The organism is Lysinibacillus sp. NPDC056232 (genome assembly GCF_042267565.1).
Classification (GTDB): domain Bacteria; phylum Bacillota; class Bacilli; order Bacillales_A; family Planococcaceae; genus Lysinibacillus.
Genome location: NZ_JBHJTF010000001.1, coordinates 275,358 through 295,926 on the forward strand (window position 1 = coordinate 275,358; position 20,569 = coordinate 295,926).

General features: G+C 39.7%; 27 protein-coding genes. 23 read left to right on the forward strand and 4 right to left on the reverse strand.

Annotated elements, in window-relative coordinates; genetic code table 11:
* The first annotated feature begins 30 nt into the window (after positions 1-30).
* The 13 genes from deoB (at position 31) to ACFCYJ_RS01455 (ending at position 8,827) form a co-directional block, all read left to right on the forward strand.
* Positions 31-1,212, forward strand: a complete 1,182-nt coding sequence (gene deoB, locus ACFCYJ_RS01395) for a phosphopentomutase (protein ID WP_376069675.1) — start codon at positions 31-33, stop codon at positions 1,210-1,212.
* 14 nt (positions 1,213-1,226) lie between these two features.
* The gene (locus ACFCYJ_RS01400) at positions 1,227-2,477 is read left to right on the forward strand and encodes a thymidine phosphorylase (RefSeq protein ID WP_376069678.1); all 1,251 of its coding nucleotides are present in this window, start codon (positions 1,227-1,229) and stop codon (positions 2,475-2,477) included.
* Positions 2,470-2,655 (forward strand): hypothetical protein, encoded by a 186-nt coding sequence (locus tag ACFCYJ_RS01405; RefSeq protein ID WP_376069681.1) that lies wholly within the window; start codon positions 2,470-2,472, stop codon positions 2,653-2,655. Before ACFCYJ_RS01400 ends, ACFCYJ_RS01405 begins: the two co-directional genes overlap by 8 nt.
* A gap of 30 nt (positions 2,656-2,685) precedes the next feature.
* The gene (locus ACFCYJ_RS01410; protein WP_376069684.1) at positions 2,686-2,958 is read left to right on the forward strand and encodes a hypothetical protein; all 273 of its coding nucleotides are present in this window, start codon (positions 2,686-2,688) and stop codon (positions 2,956-2,958) included.
* Entirely contained in the window at positions 2,955-3,122 is a 168-nt protein-coding gene (locus ACFCYJ_RS01415) for a hypothetical protein (protein WP_376069687.1), read from the forward strand. The genes ACFCYJ_RS01410 and ACFCYJ_RS01415 overlap by 4 nt, the downstream gene beginning before the upstream one ends.
* Entirely contained in the window at positions 3,119-3,244 is a 126-nt protein-coding gene (locus ACFCYJ_RS01420) for a hypothetical protein (RefSeq protein WP_376069689.1), read from the forward strand. Before ACFCYJ_RS01415 ends, ACFCYJ_RS01420 begins: the two co-directional genes overlap by 4 nt.
* A 36-nt stretch (positions 3,245-3,280) precedes the next feature.
* A complete protein-coding gene (locus ACFCYJ_RS01425) occupies positions 3,281-3,427 on the forward strand; it encodes a hypothetical protein (RefSeq protein ID WP_376069691.1) in 147 nt (48 codons plus the stop codon).
* A gap of 196 nt (positions 3,428-3,623) precedes the next feature.
* The gene (gene spoIIAA, locus ACFCYJ_RS01430; protein WP_376069693.1) at positions 3,624-3,977 is read left to right on the forward strand and encodes an anti-sigma F factor antagonist; all 354 of its coding nucleotides are present in this window, start codon (positions 3,624-3,626) and stop codon (positions 3,975-3,977) included.
* Positions 3,970-4,410, forward strand: coding sequence for an anti-sigma F factor (spoIIAB, locus tag ACFCYJ_RS01435; RefSeq protein ID WP_376069696.1), 441 nt, complete (start codon positions 3,970-3,972; stop codon positions 4,408-4,410). Before spoIIAA ends, spoIIAB begins: the two co-directional genes overlap by 8 nt.
* Before the next feature lie 58 nt (positions 4,411-4,468).
* Positions 4,469-5,200 (forward strand): RNA polymerase sporulation sigma factor SigF, encoded by a 732-nt coding sequence (sigF, locus tag ACFCYJ_RS01440; protein ID WP_376070013.1) that lies wholly within the window; start codon positions 4,469-4,471, stop codon positions 5,198-5,200.
* A gap of 27 nt (positions 5,201-5,227) precedes the next feature.
* Positions 5,228-6,676: a spore germination protein gene (locus ACFCYJ_RS01445; protein WP_376069698.1), complete on the forward strand. Its 1,449-nt coding sequence runs from the start codon at positions 5,228-5,230 to the stop codon at positions 6,674-6,676.
* 257 nt (positions 6,677-6,933) lie between these two features.
* Positions 6,934-8,253, forward strand: coding sequence for a diaminopimelate decarboxylase (gene lysA / locus ACFCYJ_RS01450; RefSeq protein WP_376069701.1), 1,320 nt, complete (start codon positions 6,934-6,936; stop codon positions 8,251-8,253).
* Between the two features lie 199 nt (positions 8,254-8,452).
* Positions 8,453-8,827: a GNAT family N-acetyltransferase gene (locus ACFCYJ_RS01455; RefSeq protein WP_376069704.1), complete on the forward strand. Its 375-nt coding sequence runs from the start codon at positions 8,453-8,455 to the stop codon at positions 8,825-8,827.
* Here the strand turns inward: ACFCYJ_RS01455 and ACFCYJ_RS01460 are convergent.
* Positions 8,821-9,327: a DUF309 domain-containing protein gene (locus tag ACFCYJ_RS01460; RefSeq protein ID WP_376069707.1), complete on the reverse strand. Its 507-nt coding sequence runs from the start codon at positions 9,325-9,327 to the stop codon at positions 8,821-8,823. The two genes, ACFCYJ_RS01455 and ACFCYJ_RS01460, sit on opposite strands and share 7 nt — an antisense overlap.
* Before the next feature lie 55 nt (positions 9,328-9,382).
* Between ACFCYJ_RS01460 and ACFCYJ_RS01465 the strand changes: the two genes are divergently transcribed.
* Complete coding sequence (locus ACFCYJ_RS01465) at positions 9,383-10,162, forward strand: segregation/condensation protein A (protein ID WP_376069710.1); 780 nt, start codon at positions 9,383-9,385, stop codon at positions 10,160-10,162.
* Positions 10,134-10,727 carry an SMC-Scp complex subunit ScpB gene (gene scpB / locus ACFCYJ_RS01470; RefSeq protein ID WP_376070015.1) on the forward strand — a complete coding sequence of 198 codons (594 nt, stop codon included), beginning with the start codon at positions 10,134-10,136 and terminating at the stop codon, positions 10,725-10,727. The genes ACFCYJ_RS01465 and scpB overlap by 29 nt, the downstream gene beginning before the upstream one ends.
* A gap of 107 nt (positions 10,728-10,834) precedes the next feature.
* On the opposite strand, the gene ACFCYJ_RS01475 is transcribed toward scpB, so the two are convergent.
* Complete coding sequence (locus tag ACFCYJ_RS01475; protein ID WP_376069713.1) at positions 10,835-11,014, reverse strand: hypothetical protein; 180 nt, start codon at positions 11,012-11,014, stop codon at positions 10,835-10,837.
* 134 nt (positions 11,015-11,148) lie between these two features.
* On the opposite strand from ACFCYJ_RS01475, the gene ACFCYJ_RS01480 reads away from it, so the two are divergent.
* Entirely contained in the window at positions 11,149-12,219 is a 1,071-nt protein-coding gene (locus ACFCYJ_RS01480; RefSeq protein WP_376069715.1) for a D-alanyl-D-alanine carboxypeptidase family protein, read from the forward strand.
* Between the two features lie 175 nt (positions 12,220-12,394).
* Here ACFCYJ_RS01480 and ACFCYJ_RS01485 read toward each other — a convergent pair whose 3' ends face one another.
* The gene (locus ACFCYJ_RS01485; RefSeq protein WP_376069718.1) at positions 12,395-12,616 is read right to left on the reverse strand and encodes a hypothetical protein; all 222 of its coding nucleotides are present in this window, start codon (positions 12,614-12,616) and stop codon (positions 12,395-12,397) included.
* Entirely contained in the window at positions 12,601-12,732 is a 132-nt protein-coding gene (locus tag ACFCYJ_RS01490; protein WP_376069721.1) for a hypothetical protein, read from the reverse strand. The genes ACFCYJ_RS01485 and ACFCYJ_RS01490 overlap by 16 nt, the downstream gene beginning before the upstream one ends.
* A gap of 52 nt (positions 12,733-12,784) precedes the next feature.
* On the opposite strand from ACFCYJ_RS01490, the gene ACFCYJ_RS01495 reads away from it, so the two are divergent.
* The 7 genes from ACFCYJ_RS01495 to ACFCYJ_RS01525 all read left to right on the forward strand — a co-directional run bounded on the left by ACFCYJ_RS01495 (position 12,785) and on the right by ACFCYJ_RS01525 (position 20,406).
* A complete protein-coding gene (locus ACFCYJ_RS01495) occupies positions 12,785-13,057 on the forward strand; it encodes a hypothetical protein (protein ID WP_376069724.1) in 273 nt (90 codons plus the stop codon).
* 212 nt (positions 13,058-13,269) lie between these two features.
* Complete coding sequence (locus ACFCYJ_RS01500; protein ID WP_376069727.1) at positions 13,270-14,001, forward strand: pseudouridine synthase; 732 nt, start codon at positions 13,270-13,272, stop codon at positions 13,999-14,001.
* Positions 14,002-14,344: 343 nt separating this feature from the next.
* Positions 14,345-14,878 (forward strand): thiol-disulfide oxidoreductase ResA, encoded by a 534-nt coding sequence (gene resA / locus ACFCYJ_RS01505; RefSeq protein ID WP_376069730.1) that lies wholly within the window; start codon positions 14,345-14,347, stop codon positions 14,876-14,878.
* 13 nt (positions 14,879-14,891) lie between these two features.
* On the forward strand, positions 14,892-16,568 hold the full coding sequence (gene resB, locus ACFCYJ_RS01510) for a cytochrome c biogenesis protein ResB (RefSeq protein WP_376069732.1): 1,677 nt from the start codon (positions 14,892-14,894) through the stop codon (positions 16,566-16,568).
* A complete protein-coding gene (gene ccsB / locus ACFCYJ_RS01515; RefSeq protein ID WP_376069734.1) occupies positions 16,565-17,752 on the forward strand; it encodes a c-type cytochrome biogenesis protein CcsB in 1,188 nt (395 codons plus the stop codon). The genes resB and ccsB overlap by 4 nt, the downstream gene beginning before the upstream one ends.
* A 169-nt stretch (positions 17,753-17,921) precedes the next feature.
* Positions 17,922-18,638 (forward strand): response regulator transcription factor, encoded by a 717-nt coding sequence (locus ACFCYJ_RS01520; protein WP_049668637.1) that lies wholly within the window; start codon positions 17,922-17,924, stop codon positions 18,636-18,638.
* Positions 18,631-20,406, forward strand: a complete 1,776-nt coding sequence (locus ACFCYJ_RS01525; protein ID WP_376069738.1) for an ATP-binding protein — start codon at positions 18,631-18,633, stop codon at positions 20,404-20,406. Before ACFCYJ_RS01520 ends, ACFCYJ_RS01525 begins: the two co-directional genes overlap by 8 nt.
* The last annotated feature ends 163 nt before the right edge of the window (positions 20,407-20,569 follow it).

A 20,569-nucleotide genomic window follows, 5' to 3' on the forward strand; every position in this document is an offset into this window, starting at 1 on the left:
AATAGAGACATAAGAGTAGGAGGCAAAATTATGAATAAACCATTTAAAAAAATCCATGTAGTAGTATTGGACTCAGTTGGAATTGGTGAAGCTCCAGACGCAGCGGATTTTGGAGATGTAGGTTCACATACTCTCGGACATATCGCTGAAAAAATGAATGGGCTTACAATGCCACATATGGAGTCTTTCGGCTTAGCAAATATTGAACCATTACAAGGTATACAGGCTACTGACAAACCAAAAGCATTCTACGGAAAAATGCAAGAAGCATCTGTTGGTAAAGATACGATGACAGGGCATTGGGAAATTATGGGGTTAAATATTGATAAACCGTTTAAGGTGTATCCAGAGGGATTCCCTGCTGAGCTTATTGCAGAGCTTGAAAAACGTACAGGCCGCAAAGTTCTTTGCAATAAACCTGCAAGCGGAACACAAGTAATCGATGACTTTGGCAAGGAGCATATGGAGACAGGAGCGATTATTGTCTATACATCTGCTGACCCTGTTTTGCAAATTGCTGCACATGAGGAAATTATTCCATTAGAGGAATTATATAAAATTTGTGAAATTGCTCGTGAGTTAACATTACAACCAGAATATTTAGTTGGTCGTGTTATTGCTCGTCCATTTATCGGCACACTAGGAAACTTCTCACGTACTTCTAATCGTCATGACTATGCGTTAAAGCCATTTGGTCGTACAACGATGAATGTCTTACAGGACGCAGGTTTAGATGTTATCGCAATCGGGAAAATTTCTGATATTTTCAACGGTGAAGGCGTTACTGATGCAGTACGTACGAAAAATAATACGGATGGTATGGATAAGTTTGCAGAGGTAGTACGTCGTGATTTCCATGGTATAAGCTTCTTAAACTTAGTGGACTTCGATGCGAATTTTGGGCATCGTCGTGATCCTCTAGGCTATGGTAACGCACTACAAGAATTTGATGCACGTTTACCAGAAATTACTGAGGCAATGACAGAAGATGATCTACTAATCATTACAGCGGACCACGGAAATGATCCAACATTCCCTGGGACAGACCATACACGTGAATATGTACCGTTAATTGTTTATTCACCACGCTTTAATGGTGGTAGTGAGCTAGCACTTCGTGAAACTTTTGCAGATATTGCAGCAACAGTTGCAGAAAACTTCAATGTAGAAGCACCAATGTTTGGTAAAAGCTTCTTAAATGATCTGAAGTAAGGGGGATTATTGATATGAATATGGCACAGCTGTTTGAAAAGAAAAAGCAAGGCAAGGAGCTATCACAGGCTGAAATTCAGTATTTTGTAGAGGGTTACACTACTGGTGCAATTCCTGATTATCAAGCAAGTTCGCTACTAATGGCGATCCGTTTATTGGGCATGACATATGATGAAACATTTTATTTAACAAAGGCAATGATAGAATCTGGAGATGTTATTGATTTATCATCTATTGAAGGGTTTAAAATTGATAAACACTCAACAGGCGGTGTAGGCGATAAAGTTACACTAATTGTTACGCCGATCATTGCTGCACTAGATATTCCTGTGGCGAAATTCAGTGGTAAAGGTCTAGGCATTACAGGTGGTACAATCGATAAATTAGAATCAATTCGTGGCTTAAAAACAGAACTTTCATCACAAGAATTTATCGACAATGTCAATAAACATAAAATTGCAGTTGCTGGTCAAACAGGTAATCTTGTACCTGCTGACAAAAAATTATATGCGTTGCGAGATGTGACAGGTACTGTCGATTCTACACCACTTATTGCCGCGTCTATCATGAGTAAAAAAATAGCAAGTGGTGCAGACGGCATTGTGCTAGATGTTAAATGTGGCTCAGGTGCATTTATGAAAACACAAGAAGAAGCTCAAGTTTTAGCTGAAACGATGACTGCAATCGGTGAAAAGCTAGGGCGTAAAGTAGTAGCGCATATTAGTGATATGGATAATCCACTTGGTAAAATGATTGGCAATAAGCTTGAGGTAGTAGAAGCAGTCGCTTTATTAAGTGGACGTATGGACGAAACGCACGAGGATCTGCTTGAAGAATGTATTATTATCTCTTCACTAATGTACCAAGTTGCAGCTGGAGTGAATGAGGCTGAAGCAACAGCAGCTGTTAAACGAGTATTAGAGGATGGTTCAGCCACTGCAAAATTCGAGGAATTTATCGTAGCACAGGGCGGCGATTTAACAGATATCGTACAAAAAGATACAGCAAACAAAGTAGCTGTCAAAGCACCTACTGAAGGTACTGTAGGGACGATTAATGCACTATTAATCGGAGAAGCTAGCGTTAGTCTTGGCGCAGGTCGATTAACGAAGGAATCAGCACTTGATTATGATGCTGGTATTCAATTGATTGCCAAAAAAGGCGACCAAGTACGTGCTGGCGAAACGATTGCTTATTTATATTCAAATGGTCAAATTGATGAGGAAACAATCGAAAAAGTACAAAAGGCTTATACAATTGCATAAACAATATGAAGCGAGAATTCTCTTTAACAAAGGGGATTCTCGCTTTTTTTGTTTCTATGGAAAGGCGGAGAGTCCGAGCTGTGGAAAGAAGAACTCAAGCGGCGGAAAGAAGGGCCAAGGTGACAGAAAGAAATCAGAGCGACGGAAAGAAAAGCTAGAGCGACGGAAGAAGTGCTAAAGCGACGGAAAGAAAGGCCGAAGTGACGGAATGAAATCAGAGCGACGGAAAGAAAGGCCGAAGCGACGGAAAGAAAGGCCGAAGCGACGGAAAGAAAGGCCGAAGCGACGGAAAGAAGTCAGAGCGACGGAAAGAAGGGCCAAAGCGACGGAAAGAAAGGCCGAGGCGACGGAAAGAAGGGCCAAAGCGACGGAAAGAAAGGCCGAAGTGACGGTAAGAAGAGTCAAAGCGACGGAAAGAAAGGCCGAAGCGACGGTAAGAAGAGTCAAAGCGACGGAAAGAAAGGCCGAAGCGACGGAATGAAATCAGAGCGACGGAAAGAAGGGCTGAAGCGACGGAAAGAATGGCCGAGGCGACGGAAAGAATGGCCGAGGCGACGGAAAGAAGTCAGAGCGACGGAAAGAAAGGCCGAGGCGACGGTAAGAAGGGCCAAAGCGACGGAAAGAAAGGCCGAAGTGACGGAATGAAATCAGAGCGACGGAAAGAAGGGCTGAAGCGACGGAAAGAATGGCCGAGGCGACGGAAAGAAGTCAGAGCGACGGAAAGAAAGGCCAAAGCGACGGAAAGAAAGGCCGAAGTGACGGAATGAAATCAGAGCGACGGAAAGAAAGGCCGAAGTGACGGAATGAAATCAGAGCGACGGAAAGAAGGGCTGAAGCGACGGAAAGAATGGCCAAGGCGACGGAAAGAAAGGCCGAAGCGACGGATAGCCCCGCCAAAGTCGCGGATAGCCCCGCCAAAGCGACGGAACAAACAGCCAAAGTTTTGCTGACCTGTAACATAATAATAATTCTTATGAAAAGTGTTAGCTATGTTTAAAAAATGTTGATTTATCCCATACTGCAATTAACCTAAAAAGCTATAAATATGTCGATTTGACACTATTTCGGAAGACTTTGCACTAGTTCTGTCAGCCGCAAGGAATCACCACATTGAATGTGGAATTGCACGAGGAGGAGGCGATGTTCATGCATTTTCAATTAGAGATGGTAACAAGAGAGACAGTAGTTGTACGTTTATTTGGGGAGCTCGATCATCATGCAGTGGAGCAAATTCGAGCTAAAATTTCTACAGCAATTTTTCAGGGCACTGTAACGACTATTATTTGGAATTTAGAGGGGCTGTCCTTTATGGATAGTTCAGGTGTAGGTTTAGTGCTTGGTCGGATGCGTGAATTAGAGGCAGTTGCTGGACGGACAATATTATTGAATCCATCGCCGACAATGCGAAAAGTATTTCAATTTTCAGGTTTAGGGCCATGGATGATGGATGCAACAGAAGAAGAAGCGATTGATCGAGTTAGGGGGATTGTAAATGGATAACGAAATGACATTAACTTTTTTAGCAATTAGTGAAAATGAAGCCTTAGCGCGTGTAGCTGTGACAGGCTTTATTGCACAATTAGATCCAACCATTGATGAACTATCAGAATTTAAAACGGTTGTTTCAGAGGCTGTTTCTAATGCCATTATTCACGGTTATGAAGAGGACGGTATGGGCGTTGTTACAGTTCATGCGAAGCGTGAGGATGATATTGTAACTGTGTCTGTTATGGATAAAGGGTATGGTATTGAGGATGTAAGCCAGGCAATGGAACCGTTATTTACGACGAAAAGTGCGATGGAGCGTTCAGGTATGGGCTTTACCATTATGGATAGTTTTTCAGATCAGTTGACAGTAATGTCCAAGTGGCAAGAAGGTACAACTGTCACATTTACGAAGAAATTTTACTCGGTTCGCACACCGGTAATGTGAGGTTGCTATTGTGAAGCCGCTAGAACAGTCGTCCGATAAGCTATTGTCACAGGGAGAAATGCGAGATTTAATTGCACGTGCACAACAGAGCGATCATGAGGCTCGTAAACGAATGATTGAAGGGAATACGAGGCTTGTGTGGTCTATCGTCCAACGCTTTACAAGCAGGGGCGTGGAGCTCGAGGATTTATTTCAAATTGGCTGCATCGGGCTTATGAAGTCTGTGGATAAATTCGATCTAACGTATGATGTTAAATTTTCGACATATGCTGTACCAATGATCATCGGAGAAATTCAGCGCTTTTTAAGGGATGATGGAATGGTGAAGGTTAGCCGATCTATTCGTGAGCTTAATTTTAAAATTCGTCATGCAACTGATGAATTTATTAAAAAAAATGAGCATCCACCAACCATTCATGAATTAGCGGAGGTTCTTGGAGTTACAACTGAGGAAATTGTAACAGCTTCAGATGCATTGAGAGATCCAGCTTCCTTGCATGAACAATTGTATGAGAGTGAAGGGGATTCTATTACATTAATGGATCAGATGAAGGACGAAAAATCTGAGCAGCCATTTGACTATATTCCACTAAAAGAGGTGCTCACAAGACTTGAGCCTAGAGAGCAATCAATTATTTATTTGCGATATTTCTCAGATTGTACCCAAACTGAAATTGCCAACAGGCTTGGCATATCACAAGTTCAGGTATCACGATTAGAGAAAAAAATTCTTGCCCAATTGAAAACTTGGATGGCCACAAGTGCCACAGTTGAAGAGGAAGAAGTATAAAAAGACATCTAAGAAAATGGTGACAGCATGACAGAAAAAGATAAACTTTTTAACAGCGTAGAAGAAGCCGAAAATTTTCTTAAAGAACAATTTGGTGACGGCGAATCATTTGACATTAGTATTAAGCATGTATTTGTCAAAGATTTGCCGGTTCTTTGTGCATATATAAGTGGACTTGTGGATGGAATAGTCTTAACACAATTACTCTCTAATATGTTGCCTGATGAGGACATTGATATTGAGGATGAAAAGGAGTATTTTGAAGCCTATTTCAATTACCAAGGTCGTTCAGAGGAAACCAAACGTGAAGCCATTTTGTTGGCCATTTTAAGTGGACAAGTAGTCTTTATAACTAAAAGTGGTTACGGCTATGTTGCAGAGATTCGAAGTTATCCAGGACGTACTCCTGCGGAGCCTGACAATGAAAAGGTTATTCGTGGATCTAGGGACGGCTTTGTAGAAGGTATTTCACAAAATGCTGCTTTGATTCGTCGACGAATTCGCAATAGTAATTTACGTTTCGAGCTACATAAAATATCCGAAATCGGTCAAACCGATGTCGCGCTAGCGTTTATAAAGGGTATTGCGAGTGATGAAACGCTAGATAAATTACGACAGCGCATGGAACAAATTCATCATGATGGCTTGACTATGACTGATAAATCGCTAGAGGAATGGCTGTTTAAACAGAAGTTTCATCCAGTTCCTTTTGTACGATATACGGAACGACCAGATATTACCGCAGCTCATTTACTTGAGGGGCATATAGCCATTATTGTCGATACGTCACCTTCCGTCATTATCGTGCCAGCAACGGCCTTTCATTTACTGCAGCATGCTGAGGAGTACAGGCAGGCACCAATAGTCGGAACCTTTGTCCGTTTTATGCGCTATTTTGGAGCAATTATGGGTTTATTATTATTGCCTTTGTGGTATTTATGTGCAACGCACGGGATACATTTACCGGATGAGTTATCCTTTTTAGGGGCAAAGGAAAAATCACATATCCCAATTTTACTACAAGTACTTATTGGAGATATTGGGATAGAGTTTTTGAGGATGGCCGCCATTCATACCCCATCACCATTATCCACTGCGATGGGGTTAGTTGCAGGTGTAATTATTGGTCAGATTGCCATTGATGTTGGGGTATTCTCGCCAGAAGTAGTGTTATATACAGCCATTTCAGCTATTCTGACATTTATTATCCCTACGTATGAGCTGGGTATCTCAATTAAACTCTTTAGACTAGTGTTGTTAATAATGACTGGAATATGGGGAGTTAATGGGTTATTTATCGGGATCTTTATATTATTTACGTATTTATGTTCATTACGTCCGATGCAAGCGCCCTATTTATGGCCACTTATTCCGTTCTTTCCAAATGCGATGCTTCGCGTACTTGTCCGTTTCCCAATGACAGCAGATGCATTGAGACCATATGTTGTCGATTCCCAACAACGAAAAAGATCATAGAAGCCGTTGCACTCGTTTTTTTCATGTGATAAAGTTCACATATAGTATTTTGTGATTTTTGCGAAAATTACCTTCATTCATCAAAAGGTTCACCACGTGTTGAAACACATGTGTTATTAAACCTTATGGACTATCCAACTAGTTGAATGAAGAAATATCCTTCTAAATAAGGATTGTAGGCTAAATTGCCCAAAATTCTTCTAAAATGAGGGGCAACTTATCACAAGACGGAACGATGTGAAAAGGGAGAGATGCACATGCATTTATATGGAACACAAGCAATTTCTGAAGATGGTCATTTAACGATTGGACAGGTAGATACATTAGAGCTTGCAAAAGAGTATGGTACACCTTTGTTTGTGTATGATACAGCGCTTATTCGTAAGCGTGCACGAGGCTTTATTGATACGTTTAAAAAACTAGGTGTAAAAGCAGAAGTAGCTTATGCTTCAAAAGCATTTGCATGTGTAGCTGTGTACCAATTAGCGGCAGAAGAAAATCTATCTTTAGATGTTGTCTCTGGTGGAGAATTATTTACAGCTTTAAAAGCTGGATTCCCTGCAGAGCGCATTCATTTCCACGGTAATAATAAAAGCATTGCTGAACTAGAATTAGCCTTTGACTCGAAAATCGGTTGTATTGTCGTGGATAATTTCTATGAAATTCAACTTTTACAAGAAATCTCAGAGCGCCGTCAACAAAAAATGCGTATTTTACTACGTGTCACACCAGGTGTTGAGGCACATACGCATGATTTCATTACGACAGGTCAAGCGGATTCTAAATTTGGCTTCGACTTAAATAATGGTCAAGCAGATGAGGCTTTCCAACAAACTTTTAAGCATGAATACCTAGAGCTCCTAGGATTACACTGCCATATTGGCTCTCAAATTTTTGACACAGCGGGCTTTGGCTTAGCGGGAGAAAAACTAATTGATAAAATTTCGGATTGGAACAAGACTCACGATTTTACGTGTACTGTGTTAAACTTAGGAGGGGGCTTCGGAATTCGTTATACTGAGGAAGATGCACCGCTTGAGCCACAAGTATATGTAGAGGATATGATTACAGTTGTAAAGACTAAAGCGACTGTACTTGGTCTAACTATGCCGGAAATTTGGATTGAACCAGGGCGATCACTTGTTGGGGATGCAGGAACATCACTTTATACAATTGGTTCACAAAAAACAGTACCTAATGTTCGTAAATATATTGCTGTCGATGGTGGAATGAGTGATAATATCCGTCCTGCACTATATGATGCGAAGTACGAGGCGGTCATTGCGAGTAGAGCAGAAGAATCAAAAAGTGAAACATATACAGTGGCTGGTAAACTTTGTGAATCAGGTGATAAATTAATTATTGATGCTAAGCTTCAGGAAGCAGCTTCTGGTGATGTGCTAGCAATCTTCTGTACTGGTGCGTACGGATATTCTATGGCGAGTAACTACAATCGTGTGCCACGACCAGCAGTTGTATTTGTAGAAAATAGCGAGCATCAATTAGCAATTCGACGCGAAAGTTATGAAGATATTGTACAAAACGATCTCCCGCTAACGTTGAAAAAGGGTGAGTAAATATGAGAAAAAATAAATGGGTATTACTAGCGTCCATTTCAACTTTTATTTTGTTGTGGGGCGTTGTCTATTGGGTATTGGCGTCTAAAGGTATTCTCGGGCCTGGTTCGTAAGACAGAAATTGACTTGCGGTAAAAGTACAAATCGTGTAGGATAGTCAAAGATTATGTACAGCTAGAAAAAGAGGGAATAGACAAATATGTTAATTCGATATAAGAAAGCTTTCGAGAAAATAGCAATGGGGCTACTCTCGTTTATGCCTAACGAAAAAGACATAAAAAAGCTCAAAGAGACAATCCACTCCTATGAAAATGATAATAATTGGGTTTTATATTTATGGAAAAAGAACGATGAGTATGTTGGTATTGTTGGACTTGTAACAGACAGTAATAATATAGCTATGATTCAACATGTTTCCGTGGTCCCTTCTTATAGAGGTGAAGGTGTTGCGAAGGAAATGCTACAGGAAGTGGCAGACCTTGGCCAGTATGAAAGTGTGCGTGCAACGGAGGAAACGCGTAATATTGTTCAAAAATGTATAAATTGTATTAATGAAGAAGCAGACGATCATTGACGTCTGCTTTTTCTTTGTTTGCTTTCTTGACGTTCTGCAAGAATATGTGAGCGATCTCGAAGCATATGTTTATGAAGAAGATAATTAGAGCTACTTGATGGTAAAAGCTGTATGCGAGCAAATACTAATTCCTCCAATGTAGGTGAAAGAGGAAGCTGAAATGCTTGAAAGGACTTGCCCATCTGGATAGCAGAAAGTGTATCTGTTAGTTGTGTTAGTAGTATTTCGTAGTCGATTTCATCAAAAAAGATATGTCCCATATTATATCGAAAATTTTTGAGTGCTTTTTCTAAGATTCGTGCGGCGCCTATACAATTGTCACGTCGCCAATGATATAAACCTGTTGCGAGCTGTACGTATCCAACGAGAGGGTGCTTTTTATCACCTGGAGCAATATCTTTCCAGTAATCCTCAAGGACCTCATGGCATTCAAAAAAATCGTGATTACCATTGAAAAAAGTACAGTAGTCGATAAATAAAGTATGGTGCTGTGGATGCATTTTAGACTCCTTTCTACTATACTATAAGAACATAGAATCTCAGGGTGGTAAAACAATGTCTTATGAAGTGAAATTAGAAGCCTTTTCAGGGCCTCTTGATTTATTATTACATTTAATTAACAGATTGGAAATTGATATTTATGATATCCCAATGGCTGAAATTACTCAACAATATATCGACCATATACATGCTATGCAGGTACTGGAGTTAAATGAGGCTAGTGAATATTTAGTGATGGCAGCAACATTATTGGCTATTAAAAGTCGTATGCTTTTGCCAATTCATGAAGGTGAGCTTGATGATGCTGAATTAGAAGTCGACGGCCCAGACCCTCGTGAAGAACTGGTGCAACGTTTAATAGAGTATAAGAAATATAAAGAAGCAGCGAGTAGCCTGCAAGAGCTTGAAACAGATCGGGCACAGGTATTTACACGGCCACCAGCAGATTTATCTGGGTTAGCATCAGATGAGCAAATGGCGTTATTTGATTTGAACATCAACATCTATGACATGATTGGGGCCTTTCAAAAACTGATGCGTCGAAAAAAATTAAAAAAACCACTTAAGACAACTGTAGCGAGACAGGAACGCTCCGTAAAAGATCAAATGCGTTCGGTTGTCGATTCATTACGATTTACAGGTGGACGTGCATCATTTTTTGAGCTGTTTCCCTATGAAGATAAGCCAACGCTTATTTTGACATTTTTATCCATTCTCGAGCTGATTAAACGTCAGGTCGTCATCGTAGAGCAAAATGGTAACTTTGAAGAATTAACAGTTACCTTACAGAAGGAGGAATGGGATGATGACGAAAAAAATGATGCTACAGAGTAGAATAGAATCCTTACTATTTGTTGTTGGAGACGATGGCTTAACCATTAAACAATTGTCACAACTTTTAGGCGAACCGGAAGAGTTAGTCGTAGAGACGATGGAAGCGTTGAAAACAACATATGAAGAAGATTTAACTGGAGGCATTACGGTAAAAGAAATAGCTGGAGTTTATCAGCTTATAACAAAGCCTGAATTAGCAGATACGATACAAAGATTAGTAGAAAATCCAACTGCTCAATCATTATCTCAAGCTTCACTTGAGGTATTGGCTATCGTGGCATACAAACAGCCAATTACACGTGTAACAATTGAAGACTTGCGTGGTGTGAAATGTGAAAGACCAATACAGACTCTCGCTTCTAGGGGGTTAATCAAGGAAGTTGGTCGCTCAGAAGGAACAGGACGTGCTATCTTATATGGTACAACAAAAGAGTTTTTAAACTACTTTGGTTTAAATAGTATAGAAGAAATGCCGTCTTTACCTGAAGATGAGTTAGTTGAAACAGAGCAAGAAACAGACTTATTTATGACTAAATTCCAAGAAACCTTTAGTGGAGTAAAGTAGATGAATAAGGCATTACTAACTTCTTTCAGCGTATGTTTTATGTAACGTAAGTGAAACGGCAGTAACAGAAGTCTCTCATCTCTATAGGTGGTGAGATGAATGCGATTTTAAGTCGTTTTTTCAGCAGGTGTCCAAACATCCGCTGAAATAGAGGAACTCAGTCTAAGAGCGCCACGTCCTGTGGCAACGACTGAGTGACCAACAACGTGTTGTTGCCGCTGACGCTTTGCTTTCGCGCAGACAAAAACACGTTGTTGCCGCTGCGTTAGCACTACGCTTTCGCGCAAAAAACATTTGTTGGCCTAAAGCCTCAAGCGGATGTCACGGAATTATGCCGAGGCATAATCGATAGGTATAATGCTTTGCTTAAAACATAAATATAATCTATATTTTCCTATTACTTTTAATAAGGAGTGGCTCGTTGCTTCGATTAGTACGTTTAATATTGTTCATGATAGTCGTGGTAATGTTAATGCTTCCTCAAACCAGTTTAGCACGGGGGGGTAGCGGATATGCTGTTTTAGATGGTGACACGGGCCGTGTTTTATTCAAATCAAATAGTGATGCACGGTTACCAATAGCAAGCTTAACAAAAATTTGGACAGCACTCGTTGCTATTGAAAATAGCAATCTTCAAGATGAAGTGGTTATTTCACCGAGGGCTGCAATGTCTGAGGGCTCGTCTATTTACTTGCAGGCAGGGGAAAGAGTAACGGTAGAAACACTGTTATATGGTTTGATGCTTCGCTCAGGAAATGACGCAGCAACAGCTTTAGCAGAGCATGCCGGCGGATCGGTAGAAGGGTTTGTAAAGTTAATGAATGAGCGGGCTGTTGTTGCTGGACTCACAAATACAGTATTTATGAACCCTTCTGGCTTGCACCATGATGAGCACTTATCGTCAGCGAGAGATACGGCTGAAATGTTAAGGATTGCTCTTCAAAATAAAACTTTCAAGAAGATTGCCTCCACAGTTTTATATCGTGCCAATACTGAAAACGGGATGTTATGGGAAAATAAACACCGTTTATTACGAGAAGGGTCAGGGGTTGCCATCGAAATAGGTGATGTGACACAACAACCTGTTAATGCATTAAAATCAGCAAAAGGTTCAGCATTTGCCGGAAAAACAGGCTTTACGAAGGTAGCTGGTCGGACCCTTGCAACTGCCTTCCAAAAGGACGGGCAAACATGTATTGTCGTCACGTTGAATGAATCCGATGACTGGAATGTACATCGAGGTTTATCCAACAAGGTTTGGCAAGATTACAGCCTTGAAACAGTGGTGAAAAAAGGTAAATATAAAGTCAATAAAAACCTTTCCATTCGTTTAGAGGAACCAATTCTTTTGCAGTTAAATAAAGAAGAAAAAGAAAGTGTAAGGCAAGTATTACATGTTTCTAGAAAACGTATGGAAGGTGTACTATCCATCTTTCTCGGTGAAGAGCGTATTTATGCAGTGCCAGTAAAGGTTGAATCAGCGGATCGTTAAAAGCGATCCGCTGATTTTTTTTTTAGCATTTGTAATTGCTTGTGCCATATTTTTATACATTAACGCTAAAAGCCCCGCTGGAACGTTGAAGAGGGAATTAAAAGCGACACCTAGAAAATCAATCTTTGTTTATTGATATATATTTTTTATGAATTCTTTTGTAGAAGAGTGAGAGTTATTTGTTAAACGTATGCCACGTATTTAAAGTTGATCTTCGTTCCGGCTGGGCGACTCCTTGGGGATCAGCAATAGAGGAACGAAGGCTAAAATCATCACATCCTGTGATAACGCCTTCGTGACCAACATCGGTGCTGTTGCTGTCGCTTCGTTGCACTACGCTTTCGCACAGAATGAAACCCTTTTGCTGACGCTGCGTTAGCACTACGCTTTCGCGCAAAAAACATCTGTTGGCCCGAGACCCTGGAGCGAGCCGACAGAGGAACGAAGGCTAAAACCATCACGTCCTGTGATAACGCCTTCGTGACCTACATCGTGTAGGCCCAAGCGGCTCATTGGACGCCCCCAGGAAGCTCTGCTCTGCGCGAAAGCGAAGCGTCAGCGGCAAATGTTTTATCTGCGCGAAAGCGAAGCGTCAGCGGCAAATGTTTTATCTGCGCGAAAGCGAAGCGTCAGCGGCAAATGTTTTATCTGCGCGAAAGCGAAGCGTCAGCGGCAAATGTTTTATCTGTGCGAAAGCGAAGCGGCAGCAACAAATGTTTTATCTGTGCGAAAGCGAAGCGGCAGCAACAAATGTTTTATCTGTGCGAAAGCGAAGCGGCAGCAACAAAGCGCCCAGCCGGGACGGAAATCAACTTCACGTTATGGAGAGGATCCATAAAATTTAAAGTGCAAATTATCCAGAATTTAGCTTATAAAAACAATTGCAAATAATTTAATTACTTACGCATAATTAGTTTTTCTTTAATAATGTATAAAAGTATGACATAATTTTCACAGATTAGCGGGAAAAATAACCTTATTCATAATATGCGAATGAGGTTTATATTTTGGTGTCTAAAACCAAGGTGAATGAAAATTAGAGGTGAAAGAATGGAAAGATTACAGAAGGTTATTGCGTATGCTGGTGTGGCGTCTAGGCGTAAGGCAGAACAATTAATTGTAGAAGGTAAAGTAAAAGTGAACGGAGTCGTAGTGCGTGAGTTAGGTACAAAGGTTTCCAACTCAGATACGATAGAAGTAGAAGGCGTGAAGCTTGAGAAAGAGGATAAGGTTTATTACTTGCTATATAAACCACGTGGAACGATATCAGCTGTAACAGACGACAAAGGACGTAAAACTGTCACAGATTTGTTTAAGCATATCCCACAACGAATTTTCCCAGTTGGCCGTCTCGATTATGATACATCTGGCTTATTGTTATTGACAAATGATGGTGAATTTTCTTATATGCTGACACATCCGAAGTTTAAAATCGACAAAACATATATTGCTCGTGTTAAAGGTGTTCCGACGATTGAGGGCTTAAAAAAACTTCAACGAGGAATCAAGCTAGAAGACGGTAAAACAGCTCCAGCAATGGTTAGTATGACTTCTTTTGATGAGAATGCAGGTAAAGCAATCTGTGAAATTACGATCCACGAAGGGCGAAATCGTCAAGTACGTCGCATGTTCGAGGCGATCGGTACTCCTGTTGTTAAACTAAAACGTGAACGCTTTGCCTTTTTAGATTTATTCGGACTAACGCCGGGGGAATATCGTGAATTAACAAAGCATGAAGTGAAGCAATTGCGAGTGTTAGCGGAGACAGGAAAAATCGGATAAATGAGCAATTACTAAGAGAAAGTGAAATACTTCTATGTGTAATAGTAATGTATTCACTTTCTTATTAGTGAAATCGTTCATAAATCATTCATAATTATTAGCTAAGCGTTTGTGTTTCCTTTTGATATAATAGGTGAGAATAGTACACCTAATTAGTTTTTCATCCAGATGAAATCGGTTCCACAAATTAATCAGGTGGTGTTTGACGCACAAGTGATTGACAAATATTAAATTTGACAAACATAAATGGTGTAAATAAGACGGTAAAATCTATACATATGAATGTTTGTATGAAAAGCTTAGCGTCTTGCTCTAAGCCGTAATTGATAGGGGGTTTATTAACTTGGAGAAAAAGAAAAAACGTCTCGTCATTCGTACCATTATTTTGGCAGTTTTAGTCTTAGCAATTGGTTACACGGTATACGGAACAGCGACAAAGGATAAAGTAGAGTTATTAGCAGTAGGCTCTAAAGCACCAGACTTCACGTTAGTAGATTTAAACGGTGAGAAACATAAGCTGTCTGATTATAAGGGGCAGGGCGTATTTTTGAACTTCTGGGGAACTTGGTGTAAGCCTTGTGAAAAGGAAATGCCTGCAATGGATCGTCAGTATAAAGTTTTTAAAGATCAAGGTGTACAAACATTGGCGGTCAATATTGCACAAACAGATTTTGAAGTACAGAATTTTGTCGATAGATATGAGTTAACGTTCCCGGTAGTTATTGACAAAACGAAAAGCGTTCAGACTACCTACAATGTAGGTAATTTACCTGCAACTCTCCTTATTGATCCAGATGGCAAAGTAGCCAAAATTATTACTGGTGAAATGACGGAGAAAAAAATTGCTTCGTACATGGAATTAGTGAAGCCGAAATAAGGAGTAAATGACTATGGAAAACATCATTTGTGCTTGTGGTCATAGTAACCCATATGGCACGAAGCTTTGTGAGAAATGTGGTCGTCCTTTAACTGAGGAAGGTAAACAAACAAAAGTTGTTGATATGCGCTACGATGGAACGGCGATTCGTTCAAAAACGTATAATAAGACAGTCATCGATAAAATTTGGAATTTCTTCTCGAATGTAAAAGTGGGGATTGCCCTCATTATTATTACGTTGGTCGCAGCGTCAATCGGAACAATATTACCGCAAGCGATATATGTTAATGCCCCGGAACCTAGTAAAGCGGAGTATTATGAGAAAGTGTATGGTGTTTTGGGCAAACTCTATAATAATTTAGGACTTTCTAATTTGTATAGCACTTGGTGGTTCCAAATTTTAGTGGGAATGCTTGCGATATCCATTATTGTTGCGAGTTTAGACCGTGGTATACCATTGCATAAGTCTCTAAAAAATCAACGCGTTAAACGTCATGAAAGTTTCATGAAGCGTCAACGTATCGTTGCAGAAGGACAAGTGCCAAACCCTGATGAATCGCTTGATAAAGTTGAGCAAAAAATGACGGAATTAAAATATCATGTTCGTCGTGATGGAAGTGCACTGCTAGCAGAGCGTGGTCGTTTTGCTCGGTATGGCCCATACATAAATCATGTCGGTCTCATTATCTTTTTAACAGGTGTTATGTTGCGCTTAGTACCTGGTTTTTATGTGGATGAGACGATTTGGATACGCGAAGGTGAGACACGAGCTATACCAGGGATGGATGGCTATTTTATTAAAAATAATAAATTTATTTTAGAAACCCATGGCGATAAACCTCAGGACGAGCAATCAAACCAAGGTGTAAATGCTATGGCGAAAAACTATCAAACAGACATCACGTTATACAAACAACCTGAGGGAGCTCTTCCTGGAGATTCAGACAATCTTGAAAAATTGAGAGATTACTCTATTCGTGTTAATCATCCGTTAAAAGAAAACGGTTTTGCGCTGTATCAAATGAATTATCGTCTTAACGAATTGAGACAGATGAATTTTAATTTAGTGAATAAAGCAACTGAAGAAGAATCACAAGGTCAAATTGAAATTGATTTAACGAATCCTAAAAAAGAATATGATTTAGGAAATGGTTCCTCAGTACAAATTCTTGTTTATACACCAGATTTTGATGGTTTTGAAAATGGTGAACCACAGACAAAATCATCAATACCAAATAATCCGGCATTTTTATTTAAAATGACAACACCAGAAACTCCTGAAGGTGAAGTAAGCTTTGTAGAAATCAGAAAGCCACCACTTGAACCACTTGGTGAAAACAAATATAGAATGAAATTCGCAGGAGCAGAGATGCGTAATTCATCAAACTTTACAATTCGTAAGGATAGTACGATACCAATTTTATTTGTTGGCGGTATTATTTTCATGATTGGTGTAGTAATTGGCTCATATTGGAACCACCGACGTTTATGGTTACAGGTGGAGCCGGATGGCCGAGTGTTGATGGCTGCCCATGTGAATAAAAATATGTTTAGTATGAAAAAGGATTTAGATACAGTCACTACGTTTGCTGGTCTTCCGCCATATATAGATCAGTTAGATAAGCCTGAAGATGATAAGAAATCCGAAAAGCGAGGCACTAAAGAAAAGGAAGGTGACAACACCTTATGAGTTTGATTGACATAAGTGGAAACCTATTATTTGTAGCATTCATTGCCTACTTAGTTGCAACGTTATTGTTTGGTGGTTCGATAAAGCAATCGAATGCAACAGGCAAAAATACTGAAAAATGGGGTAAGGTAGCAATTGTTGTAACAATTATAGGTCTACTTTCTCAGCTTGGTTATTTTGTCACTCGTTGGATTTATGCAGGGCATGCACCTGTTAGTAATATGTTTGAATTTACGACTGCGTTCGGAATGTTCATTGTTGGGGCATTCATTTTAATTTATTTTATTTATCGCGTGACAGCTCTAGGCTTAGTGGCATTGCCTGTGGCGTTATTAATAATTGCCTATGCGGCGATGTTCCCGACCGAGGTTACTCCTTTAATGCCGTCTTTACAAAGTTACTGGCTAACAATTCATGTTATTACAGCTGCTTTAGGTCAATCCATTTTAGCAATTAGTGCAGTAGCAGGGCTAATTTATTTATTAAAAGTGGTTGATTTAACGAAGCCTTCTAAACAATGTTTCTGGTTAGAAGCAGTAATGTTCTTCCTTGTAGTAGTCGTTGGTTTCGTAGTTGCATCATCAGTTTTTAATATGATGGATTACGATTCAACATATACTTATGTTGATAAAGAGGGTAAGGAACGTCAAATTGACTACAACATGCCACCACTATTTGGTATGAATGAATATAAGGCAGTGGAAGAACATGGCATGTCTCCGTTAGTAGAAATGCCAGCACTCATTAATGCAAAGAAATTAACATCAGTTGTGTGGTCATTATTAGTAGGATCTGTTTTATACTTATTAATTCGATTAATTGCACGCCGTCGAATTAGTGCGATTTTCCAACCTTTTGTCAAACGAGTAAATTTACAATTAGTTGATGAAATTGGTTATCGTTCAGTAATAATCGGCTTCCCAGTATTTACGTTAGGTGCTTTAATCTTTGCAATGATTTGGGCACAACTTTCGTGGAGTCGTTTCTGGGGATGGGATCCGAAGGAAGTGTGGGCACTTATTACATGGTTATTCTATGCAGCATTCCTACACTTACGTTTATCAAAAGGCTGGGAAGGTGAAAAATCTGCTTGGTTAGCATTAATTGGTTTTGGAATAATATTATTTAACTTAATTGCTGTTAACTTGATTCTTGCAGGTTTACATTCATATGCTTCAGCTTAAACTGATTTGTTAAAAAATTGATTAATTTGAGCACATAGATTTTTAACGTCGCTAGTATTAGAGAGAAGAGCCTTCTTGCTGTGGCAAGAAGGCTTTCTTTTCTTTTCAATAAGGGCTATACCATGTACAATAGAAGGTAGAGAAAGATTAGAAGAGAGGGATCGTGAAAGTGTCAGAAAATATTTCAGTATTAGTAGTAGATGACGAGGACCGTATTCGACGCTTATTAAAAATGTATTTAGAGCGAGAAGGATACCTTGTTGACGAAGCAGAAAATGGTGAACAAGCGATCGAAAAATCTTTAGAAAAAGAGTATCACTGTATTTTACTTGATATTATGATGCCTGAAAAAGACGGGCTTGAAGTTTGTGCGGAAATCCGTGAACGAGCAGCAACACCAATTATTTTATTAACTGCAAAAGGCGAGGAAGCGAATCGTGTACAAGGCTTTGAGCTTGGAGCAGATGATTATATTGTAAAACCGTTTAGTCCTCGTGAAGTTGTGTTACGTGTGAAGGCTATATTACGCCGTTCACAAGCATTCTCACCTTCGACAAATGCTTCTTCTTCAAAAGATTTAGTTGTGTTTCAACACTTAATGATCGATCATGATGCACACCGTGTAACAGCAGAAGGAATTGAAGTGAATTTAACACCTAAAGAGTATGAATTGCTGTATTTCTTAGCAAAATCACCAGACAAAGTATTTGACCGTGAACAATTACTAAAAGAAGTTTGGCATTATGATTTCTTTGGCGACTTACGTACAGTTGACACACATGTAAAACGTTTACGCGAAAAGCTCAACCGTGTCTCTGAAAACGCTGCAAAGATGATTGTTACTGTATGGGGCGTTGGCTACAAATTTGAGGTTGTCAATGAATAGAATATGGAATAGTGTTGTCGGGAAGCTATGGGTAACCATATTGCTTCTCGTTTCATTTGTATTGTTTGTTTTCACGGTTTTAATGCTTGAGTTTCTTCAAAATTACCATATGCAACAAGCAGAGAGCTCCTTGCGTCAAACTGCTGCAACGGTTGCAAGCATAGTAGATGATAATGAAACAGCAGAGTCGACTTCTGAATTATTAAAAGATATTTTACCTGAAAGTACGAATGCACTTATTGCTATTAACCATGATAGAGTCTCTTTTGCAATGCAGGAAGGTGTCAATAAAATAGAAATTCAGGATATGATTTTAGCCAATAAAGCGTTCCAAGAAGTTTTTCAATCTGATAAACCGATTATTAAGGAAATGATGATGCCTTCTTCTACGGATGAAAAGAAAATGGAATCGTATGTTGTACTAGGTTTCCCGCTAAATGTGGAAAATACAGTACACGGGGCCGTCTTTATTTATCAAAGTCCAGATGCATTGCAAAAAACATCGAAAGAGACGACGAAAATTGTCTTTTTATCTGCTTTCATTGCCTTTGTGTTGACGACATTTTTTGCGTTTTTCCTTTCGTCACGTATTACATCACCATTACGTAAAATGCGTGAGTTGGCGTTTGAAATTTCTAAAGGGAATTTTGAAGCGAAGATGCCGACTACACAAAATGATGAAATAGGCCAGCTTGCAGTTGCCTTTAATCAAATGGGACGTCAATTGAAACACAATCTAGAAGTGATCAATCAAGAAAATGAACAGCTTTCAAATATTTTAACATCGATGACAGATGCAGTTATTACGTTTAATCGTGATCGTACAATATTATTAAGTAATCCACCAGCTGACCGTTTAATGCAAAAATGGTTCGTCAATAAAGGCTCACAAAGTGCGAAGCCAATTCCGCCAGAGCTTTATCATATGCTTGATCATGTACTGATGTTTGAGGATAAGCTTGAAGAAGAAATTGAGATGGATGGAAATTACTATACGTTTACGATTAGCCCTCTTTATAGTGAGGAATCGATACGTGGAGCGGTTGCAGTTATTCGTGATATGACGGAGCAGCATCGCTTAGAAAAGCTGCGTTCAGACTTTATTGCCAATGTGTCTCATGAGCTTCGAACGCCGATTTCGATGCTCCAAGGTTATTCAGAGGCATTAATGGATGATGATTTTATTCAGGATCAAGAAGAACGTAATGAGATTACAAAAATTATTTATGATGAATCGAAGCGTATGGGACGCCTCGTAACAGATTTATTAGACCTTGCTCGTATGGAATCGGGGCATATGACGCTGTACAAGGATGAGCTTCCGATTAATTCAACATTTGAACGTATTACGCAAAAATTTGCACAGGTTGCAAAAGAGAAGCATGTTGGTCTGATATTTGACAGTGAGTTTAATGACGAAGCTACGATTAGTATAGATGAGGATCGGATTGAACAAGTACTAACGAATTTAGTTGATAATGCTCTTCGCCATACTGCAGAAGGATCAGTAACAGTGAAGGTTGAGCAAGAGCCGACCTTTGCCAAAATATCTGTCCAGGATACAGGACATGGTATTCCACAAGAGGACCTGCCGTATGTCTTCGAACGTTTTTATAAAGCAGATAAAGCACGTACGCGTTCTAAAGGCGGAACTGGTCTAGGTTTAGCTATTGCTAGAAATATTATTAAGGCACATTCAGGCAATATTATGGTGGATAGTGTGCTGAAAGAGGGGACTACCTTCACGTTTTATTTACCATTCGATTAAAAGCATCGCTATTCAATTATGCCTCGGCATAATTGTTGCTGTCGCTGCGCTTTCGCACAGAAAACATTTGTTGCTGTCGCTGCGCTTTCGCACAGAAAACATTTGTTGCTGTCGCTGCGCTTTCGCACAGAAAACATTTGTTGCTGTCGCTGCGCTTTCGCAC